Genomic DNA, 7,995 nt, shown 5'->3' with positions numbered 1-7,995 from the left:
CATCGCTGCCGCCTTGATGACACTGTGCGCTGGCCACCTGGCCCTGGCCCAGACCACCACCCTGGGCACCCGTGGCAGCGGCGCCCAGTACAGCACCCCGATCACGAGCAACCCTGGCAGCACCTGGCAGGCCTACAGCCGCACGGAAGACTTCCCCGATGCCGTCACCCTGCCCTTGCAGTTCATCACGACATCGACCGGCCAGAAGCTGGCCGTGCTGGTGTCCATGCCGGCCGATGCCAAGGGCCAGCCCGCGCCGGGCACCTTTCCCGCCATCCTCACGCAGACCGCTTACCGCATCGACGTGGGCCAGTTGCTGGGCTCGGTGGCCGGCACCGGCAACACCTTGCTGGTCGGCGGACAGGACAGGTTCATGAACCGCCGCGGCTATGTCTCCGTCGCCGTGGACGTGCTGGGCTCGGGCATGTCGAGTGGTGAGGCCCAGTTGCTGGGTGAGGCCGAGCAGGCTGCCTATGGCGAGGCGGTCGAGTGGGTCACGCGCCAGCCTTGGTTCAATGGGCAGCTGGGCCTGGCCGGCACGTCCTACCTGGGGATCAGCAGCCTCTTCACGGCGCAACAACAGCACCCGGCCGTGAAGGCGGTGTTCGCGCAGATCCCCATGGGCGATGCCTACCGCGGCACCGTGGGCGTGGGCGGGCTGCTCAATGCCCAGTTCATCAGTCTCTGGCTGCCGCTCACGCACACACTGAGCGTGCAGAACAGCCTGGCGATCCAGAACAACCCGGCCTATGCCGACCAGATCCGTGCGGCCAATGCCGAGCACATCGCGTCCATCGACAGCTGGTACCTGCCCACGGTGGAGCGTTCGCTGTCGGGGCAGACGGGCTACGCCACCGATGACGGGCAGTTCTGGTCCGTGCGTTCCCCGCTGGAGGGCGCGGCGAAGATCAAGGTGCCGACCTTCATCGTGGGCAGTGCCAACGACATCTTCCAGCGCGACGAGCCCCTGCTCTACGAGCAGATCAAGCGCAACGCCAACACCAAGCTGCTCATCGTCAAGGGTGCGCACATCCAGGCGGTGCTCAATGCGGCCGCCGGAGCCGACAACGCGACGGCCAAGGGCGCACCGGGTTCGTCGTCCCTCATGCTGCAGTGGTTCGACCAGTACCTCAAGGGTGTGAACACCGGTGCGGCCGCGCTGCCCAATGTGACGCAGTACGTCGAGGGCTATGGCCTGCTCGGCACCAACCGCTATGCCCGGGCCACCGACTGGCCGCATCCGCAGATGAGCCCTCAGCGCTACTACCTGCGTGGCGACATGAGCCTGAGTGCCCAGAAGCCCGCCGTGCCAGAGGCCTCGCGCACCATCACCGAACCCAAGGGCGCCGTGGTGAGCTATGCCAAGGGCAGCGATGGCAAGACGGTGAAGGCCAGCGTCACGCTCCATGACGGCAGCGACTGCTCAAGCAGTTACGTGCAGTGGACGCTGGGCACGGCCGGCCTGCTGCCCAAACCCTGCTACACCAACAGTGCCACGGTCGAGCGCTCGCAAGGCGCCCTGATCTACCAGACGGCCCCTCTGGACAGCGACCTCTACCTCAATGGCCCCATCCAGGCCGACCTCTGGCTGTGGACCACCCGCACCGAGGCCGCCGTGGCCGTGCGCGTGGACGACGTCGATGCCTTTGGTGTGGCCACGCCCATCAGCACGGGGCTGCTTTCGGTGGCCCACCGCGCGGTCGACACCACCCGCTCGCGTTACGTCAACGGCGTGATGGTTCAGCCCTGGCATCCCTTCACCGAGGCGGCGAAGCTCCCGGTCATCCCGGGCAAGCCCATGCTGGTGCCGGTCGAGGTCTTCCCGGCGGCGGCCCTGGTGCGCAAGGGACACAAGCTGCGCATCGCCATCAGTGCCAGCAACCAGGCACAGGGTGTCTGGCCCACGCCTCAGCAGGCCCTGGCAGATGGCAATGTGAGCACCATCCTGAGCGGGCCGCAGTACCCTTCCAGCGTGGTGCTGCCCGTGGTGCCCACCGCCGCCCTGAACTGAGCCGCGTTGCGGTCTCAGCCCTCGCCCTGGGCTTGCAGCACCCGGGGCAGGTTCAGCTCGATCCAGTCGGTCAGCTCCTCCACGCGCCGACCGACCTCCTGGCCCAGGGGGGTGAGCGAGTACTCGACGTGGGGTGGCACCACCGGGTACGACACGCGCAGCACCAGGCCATCGGCCTCCAGCCACTGCAGGGTCTGTGCCAGCATTTTTTCGCTCACGCCGCTGATCTTGCGGCGCAACTCGCTGAAGCGGTGGGTGTCGCGCAGCAGGGCCACCAGCACCAGCACGCCCCAGCGGCTGGTCACATGCCGGAGCACCTCCCGCGACGGGCAGGCTTCGGCAAAGACATTGCCCCGGTCCATGTAGGTGGCGAGGAGCCCCGTGGTGGCGGGGGGCGGGGAGGAGTGGGAATTCGGCATCACTTACCTTTTGGTGCGTACTTGCGAAAAGTTAGCGCTTTCGAAATGATAGCGCCACAGGATCTTCCCAACCCCCTTTTTCTGAGGACTCACCATGATCGTTGTCACCGGCGCCACCGGCCAATTGGGCCAACTCGTCATCCAGGCGCTGCTGCGCAAGCTGCCCGCCTCGCGCATCGTTGCCGCCGTGCGCCAGCCTGAAAAGGCCACCTCATTGGCCGCGCTGGGCGTCACCGTGCGCCAGGCCGATTACACCCAGCCCGCCTCGCTCGACGCTGCCTTCCAGGGCGCCGAGAAGGTGCTGCTGATCTCGTCGAGCGAAGTGGGCCAGCGCCTGCCGCAGCACCGCAACGTCATCGACGCCGCCCAGCGCGCAGGGGTCCAGCTGCTGGCCTACACCAGCTTGCTGCATGCCGACCAGTCGCCCCTGGGCCTGGCTGAAGAGCACGTCGCCACCGAGGCTTACCTGGCCGCATCGGGCCTGCCCCATGTGCTGCTGCGCCACGGCTGGTACACCGAGAACTACCTGGCCAGCGTGCCGCCTGCCTTGCAGCACGGTGCCTTCATTGGCTGCGCTGGCGAAGGTCGCATCGCATCGGCCTCGCGTGCCGATTACGCCGAGGCCGATGCCGCCGTGCTGACCCTGCCCGATCAGGCCGGCAAGGTCTACGAGCTGGCTGGCGACACCGCTTACACCCTGACCGAGTTCGCGGCCGAATTGAGCCGCCAGTCCGGCAAGGCCGTGCCCTATGTGAACCTGCCCGAAGCCGAGTTCAAGGGGGCTTTGGTGGGTGCGGGCCTGCCCGAACCCCTGGCTGGCCTGCTGGCCGATTCCGACTCGGGGGCAGCCCAGGGCGGCTTGTTCGACGGAGATCGCGCCCTGAGCGCGCTCATTGGCCGTCCGACCACCCCGCTGGCCGAGATGATCGCCGCAGCCCTGCGCTGAACGATCGGGGCAGGGTGAGGGTAGTCTGACCATTTATGGTCAAAAAAGCCATGGCGATGCAGAAGGTGGTTTCCTAAAGTGGCACGCACAGCCCCTTGCTGAGATCCCACAGGAGACACCCATGAGCCCTTCGCTGTCCTTCGCCCTCAACCGCATGGCGGTGCCACGCATCCCCTTTGCCCAGTTCGCCGCCATGACGCAGCGCCTGGGCGTGACCGCCATCGAGATCCGCAACGACCTGCCCGGCATCGAGACGGGCGATGGCGTGCCTCCACAGGAGATTGGCGCGATCGCACGGGCCCACGGCCTGGTGATTCGCTCCATCAACGCCTTGCAGCGTTTTGAGCAATGCGACGCCACCCGTCTGGCCGAAGCCCGCGCCATGGCGGCTTACGCCCAGGCCTGCGGCGCAGAGGCCCTGGTGCTGTGCCCCACCAACAGCCGTGCCGATGCCCGCACCGCCACCCAGCGCCATGACGACCTGGTCCATGCTCTCCAGCAGCTCAAGCCGATCCTGGACGACCATGGCCTGGTCGGTCTGGTCGAGCCCCTGGGTTTCGAGGAATGCGCCGTGCGCCGCAAAGCCCAGGCGGTCCGTGCTTTCGAGGCCTTCGACGTGGGCGGCACCTACCAGTTGGTGCACGACACCTTTCACCACCACCTCTCGGGCGATCCCACCTTCTTCCCTGAATGGGCCGGGCTGGTTCACATCTCGGGCGTGGAAGACAGCGCCGTGACCGTGCCCGACATGCGCGACGGTCACCGTGTGCTCGTGGGCGAAGCCGATCGCCTGGGCAATGCCGCGCAGCTGCGTCACCTGCTGGACGCCGGCTACCGAGGGCATGTGTCCTTCGAGCCCTTTGCCGAGGTGATCGCTGCGGCCACCGACATCGAAGCCCAGCTGGCCCAGAGCATGGCCTGGTTGCGCGAGCGCGTCAGCGCCCTTGCCCTGGCAGCCTGAACGTGGCACACAGGCAGGCATGAGCCTGACCGATTCGCCGCCCGCCACAGACAAGCGCCGCAAGCGCGCCCCCCGCTTTGTCGAGATCGCCACGCGGGCGGGCGTGAGCATGGCCACGGTCAACCGCGTGCTCAACGAGCGCGGGGGGGTGTCACCCCTGCTGACCGAGCGCGTGATCGCGGCGGCCCGCGAACTGGGCGTGCCCCGCGTGCTGCCCACCACCCACCGGGGTGTGACCCGACTGGACGTGCTGCTGGTCAAGAGCCCCACGCCTTACTTTGCCCGGCTGGAGCGGGCCTGGCAGCTGCATGCCCAGGCCCTGTCGCCCGGGGTGGTGATCCACCTGCTGCGGGTGAGCGAAAAAGAGGCCCTCCGGCACCTGGGTGCGCGCACACAGGGGCACCCGCGTGATGGCCTGGTGGTGGCGCTGCACGACAGCGAGCCCATCCGGGCCGCCTTGCGCCAGGAAGTGGCCCGCGGTGTGCCCGTGGTCACCTTGATGAGCGGCGTGCGGGCGGTGCCGGGCCTGCGCTATGCCGGCATCGACAACTGGCAGGCGGGTCGCACGGCAGGCCATGTCATCGGCCGCACGGCCCAGGGGCCGGGGACGGTGCTGCTGCTCACCAACGCACTGAGCTTTCGGGCCCACGCCGAACGGGTGGGGGGCTGCACCGAGGCCTTGCTGCAGCGCTTTCCCGCTTTGCGCCCGACCGATCCGGTGAGTTGCGAGGACGATGCCGACCGCGCGCAGATGGCCTTGCGCCAGGCCGTGTCACAGGCCGCCCGCGATGGCACCCGCCTGGCGGGCCTGTACAGCAGCGGTGCTGGCACCGCGGGCATTGCCGCCTGGCTGTCCCGTTTGCCGCCCGAAGACCGCCCGGTGTGGGTGGCTCACGAATTGAGCGACGAGCACCGGACCCACATGGCCGAGGGGCTGCTGGAGATGGTGATCGACCAGGATCCGGATGGCCAGGTTGCCGTGGCGTTGCAGCACCTGCTGCATGCCTGTGGCCATGTGGAGGCGCCGGCCAGCAACGCACCCAATCCGTTTCGCCTTTACTGCCGAGAGAACATGGCGATGCAGCCCTACCTGCCTTGAGTGTCTTCACTGCGCCTGGCGTGCCGCATAACTCCACGACCATGAAAAAAGCCCCAGGCCATGTGACCTGGGGCTTTTCAAAATTTGGAGCGGGATAAGAGACTCGAACTCTCGACCTATACCTTGGCAAGGTATCGCTCTACCAACTGAGCTAATCCCGCGTCGAGAACGAAACTATAGCACAGAAAAAACGGTGTCTGCAAGTCTCTTGAGCGTTGAGGCATGGGCTGTTGCCCACTCCGTGGGCACCGAGCGCAGCTTCTGGGCTTTCACGAGCTGGATCTGACAGGCGGAGCCCCGCGTTGAAGGGCGCCGGCTGGGCATCTGGACGTGCACGATGCGGCAGATCACAGATGCCCGGGCCAGCTCTCGGCTGCGATAGACCTTTCGGGCGATGCGCTCGGTCTTCATTGAGCTGAAGAAGCGCGCCATGGCTGACTTGTCTTGCCCCATGCTCGCACGACTACATGCTGCAGGGGATGCCATGCCTGATGCGTCATCAATGCGTCAGCCACCAGATGCGATGTCATGCTGTCTCGCATCGACCAGCCCACGATCCGACGGAAATACGGGCCTCCACAGCGCAACTGGTCGAAATCATCCAGTTGAGTCGGCGGCCACCAAAGAAGTTCATCCCCCAAAACACCGACAAAGGATCAACTCACCCGACATGCCGGACTCACCTCAACGCTACAAAGGCGAAGGATGCAATCGCATAAACTGCACTGGACAAGAAGGACGGGTTTTGGGTGCTGCGCTTTTGCCCGTTGATTGGATCCAACGCGGCTTTTCGCAATGATGTTGTCGCCCTTTGGCGCTGAAAGCTGCTCATGAGCACTGCAAACAAAACGCTGTCCTCAGGGCCCATGCCTGCCAGCCTGGGCCTTGAGGCACGGGCCACCGACGATGACCACCAGTCCTTGAAGCTGTGGTTGAGAATGATGGCCTGCACGAATCAGGTTCAGGCAGAGTTGCGCCGCCAATTGCGGCAACAGTTTGGCATCACTCTGGCTCGCTTCGATTACATGGCGCAACTTCACCGCTACCCGGAGGGCCTGAGCATGCGTCTGCTGGGGCAGTACCTGATGGTGACTGGGGGTAACGTCACAGGCTTGACCAATGAGTTGGTCAAAGAAGGATGGGTCGAGCGCTTGGCTGATCCGGAAGATCGGCGATCGGTGAAGGTGAGGTTGACCCAGGTTGGGGTACAGACCTTTGAGCAGATTGCCACGGTCCATGAGGCATGGGTTGTGTCCATGTTTTCCGGGCTTCGCGTCCAGGACCGCAAGCTCATGATTGATCTGCTCGGTAGCCTGCGTCAGCAGGTCGCGGCGAGCACGTCTGACCACATCGAACTCGGCCACGGCTGAGCGAGCATCAGGCCACAGGACACGGACGTGGCCACCTTGACAGGTCGCGGCCGGTCCGCACCACGCACAGGTGGGCGGGTAATGGCTGCTTCAGATGCTGTCTTCCCTGTGTCTGATTGATTCCGATCAGGCCGAAGCAGTCACAGCCTTGGCGGGGGCACCCAATGTCCGGGGATCACTGTCCGCACTTTGCGGATAAGTCGTGCGGTCTGCGGCGACAGCATCAAGCCGTCCTTCGAGCAAGATCAATCCAACGCACAGAACCGCACCGGACTTGATCAACAGGTTTGACTTTCCTGGTGTGCATGCATCCGATGGAAAAGACAGTCATGCAGACGTTGCAGGACAAGGTGGCGATGGTCCCAGGCGGGGCCACCCTGATCGGGGAGGCGGTGATAGACAGGCTGGTGGTCACCGAAGCCCGTGTGGTCGTGATCGACATCGACGCGGCAGGTGGTGCCCGCGTCGCGGCGCATCACCTCCAACACGTCCAGTGCCAAACGCTTGGCCTGACGGATGACGTGCGGATCGAGGCGGGTGTGGCCCACGTTCTACAGACCCATGATGACGTGCATGCCCTGACTTGATTCCGGAGTACGCGGGTACTTCTTTCTCCCAGCTTACCCGCGCACCACCCCCGCCAAATCGGGGGGCACCGAAGGCTTTCCCGGCGGCAACTGCGAACAGGCACAAGCAGTGTCAAATCGCGGAAGTCATTTAGATATGAATGTATTCGGTGCCTGCTTTATTGCTGGCTTGGTTGATTCGGTAACCTCCGTGAATGTGCTCCATCAAGCGCCGGCTGATACGTAAGATGTCCATTGCATTGGGATGAAAATCTGCACTGACCTACTGGATTTATCCGTTTCCTGCGGAGCCTGTCCGCATTCGGCAAGATCTCAGTTCCATGAGTCTTCATTGATTGACCTCTAAACGATATCTCGGCAAAGTGCATCTCAACGGCGCGATGGTTGTGCCGATACTCTGGAGGTGATGACGATGGCTGAACGCTCGTTCGTCGAAGAGGTCAAGAAGCTGCGCCTGGGGGCTGGAGAGGTCTTCAGCGGCGAAGGCATCCTGGCTGTGACCAAGGTGTTGGCGCCGACCGAAAACTGAGCCACTTATGAGGGGTGTGCCGATCTAAAACTGAGCCAGGTGTTCAACCTACTCTGCTGCTTTTTGATGCAGC

The 7,995-nt window shown here is 64.7% G+C and carries 7 protein-coding genes, 1 tRNA gene and 1 pseudogene; 6 read left to right on the top strand and 3 right to left on the bottom strand.

Annotation, left to right across the window (positions count from 1 at the left end; translation table 11 throughout):
* Positions 1 to 2,011, top strand: a 2,011-nt coding sequence (locus QZ994_RS17345; protein ID WP_290874598.1) for a CocE/NonD family hydrolase, incomplete at its 5' end; no start/stop codon positions are given.
* Positions 2,012 to 2,025: 14 nt separating this feature from the next.
* Here the strand turns inward: QZ994_RS17345 and QZ994_RS17340 are convergent.
* Positions 2,026 to 2,430 (bottom strand): helix-turn-helix domain-containing protein, encoded by a 405-nt coding sequence (locus tag QZ994_RS17340; RefSeq protein WP_290874595.1) that lies wholly within the window; start codon positions 2,428 to 2,430, stop codon positions 2,026 to 2,028.
* Positions 2,431 to 2,524: 94 nt separating this feature from the next.
* Between QZ994_RS17340 and QZ994_RS17335 the strand changes: the two genes are divergently transcribed.
* The 3 genes from QZ994_RS17335 (at position 2,525) to QZ994_RS17325 (ending at position 5,436) form a co-directional block, all read left to right on the top strand.
* On the top strand, positions 2,525 to 3,376 hold the full coding sequence (locus QZ994_RS17335) for an SDR family oxidoreductase (protein WP_290874593.1): 852 nt from the start codon (positions 2,525 to 2,527) through the stop codon (positions 3,374 to 3,376).
* 121 nt (positions 3,377 to 3,497) lie between these two features.
* On the top strand, positions 3,498 to 4,337 hold the full coding sequence (locus QZ994_RS17330) for a TIM barrel protein (protein WP_290874591.1): 840 nt from the start codon (positions 3,498 to 3,500) through the stop codon (positions 4,335 to 4,337).
* Between the two features lie 19 nt (positions 4,338 to 4,356).
* Positions 4,357 to 5,436 carry a LacI family DNA-binding transcriptional regulator gene (locus QZ994_RS17325; protein WP_290874588.1) on the top strand — a complete coding sequence of 360 codons (1,080 nt, stop codon included), beginning with the start codon at positions 4,357 to 4,359 and terminating at the stop codon, positions 5,434 to 5,436.
* Positions 5,437 to 5,521: 85 nt separating this feature from the next.
* Here the strand turns inward: QZ994_RS17325 and QZ994_RS17320 are convergent.
* Positions 5,522 to 5,597: transfer RNA gene (locus QZ994_RS17320), tRNA-Gly, on the bottom strand.
* A gap of 187 nt (positions 5,598 to 5,784) precedes the next feature.
* Positions 5,785 to 5,999 (bottom strand): annotated as a pseudogene (locus QZ994_RS17315) (IS3 family transposase); the annotation flags it as partial.
* Between the two features lie 267 nt (positions 6,000 to 6,266).
* Here QZ994_RS17315 and QZ994_RS17310 point away from each other — a divergent pair.
* Positions 6,267 to 6,806, top strand: a complete 540-nt coding sequence (locus tag QZ994_RS17310; protein ID WP_290874585.1) for a MarR family winged helix-turn-helix transcriptional regulator — start codon at positions 6,267 to 6,269, stop codon at positions 6,804 to 6,806.
* 329 nt (positions 6,807 to 7,135) lie between these two features.
* A complete protein-coding gene (locus QZ994_RS17305; protein ID WP_290874582.1) occupies positions 7,136 to 7,393 on the top strand; it encodes a hypothetical protein in 258 nt (85 codons plus the stop codon).
* Positions 7,394 to 7,995 lie beyond the last annotated feature (602 nt).

This window comes from Aquabacterium sp., assembly GCF_021768455.1.
Taxonomy (GTDB): Bacteria; Pseudomonadota; Gammaproteobacteria; order Burkholderiales; family Burkholderiaceae_C; genus Aquabacterium.
Note: the sequence above shows the minus strand (reverse complement) of the source record. Positions and strands in the feature narration are given on the sequence as shown.

Bases quoted from the DNA above. Each gene is read 5' to 3' on its own strand.
- QZ994_RS17340 (WP_290874595.1), bottom strand. From the start codon at position 2,430: ATGCCGAATTCCCACTCCTCCCCGCCCCCCGCCACCACGGGGCTCCTC.
- QZ994_RS17310 (WP_290874585.1), top strand. From the start codon at position 6,267: ATGAGCACTGCAAACAAAACGCTGTCCTCAGGGCCCATGCCTGCCAGC.
- QZ994_RS17330 (WP_290874591.1), top strand. From the start codon at position 3,498: ATGAGCCCTTCGCTGTCCTTCGCCCTCAACCGCATGGCGGTGCCACGC.
- QZ994_RS17325 (WP_290874588.1), top strand. From the start codon at position 4,357: ATGAGCCTGACCGATTCGCCGCCCGCCACAGACAAGCGCCGCAAGCGC.
- QZ994_RS17305 (WP_290874582.1), top strand. From the start codon at position 7,136: ATGCAGACGTTGCAGGACAAGGTGGCGATGGTCCCAGGCGGGGCCACC.
- QZ994_RS17335 (WP_290874593.1), top strand. From the start codon at position 2,525: ATGATCGTTGTCACCGGCGCCACCGGCCAATTGGGCCAACTCGTCATC.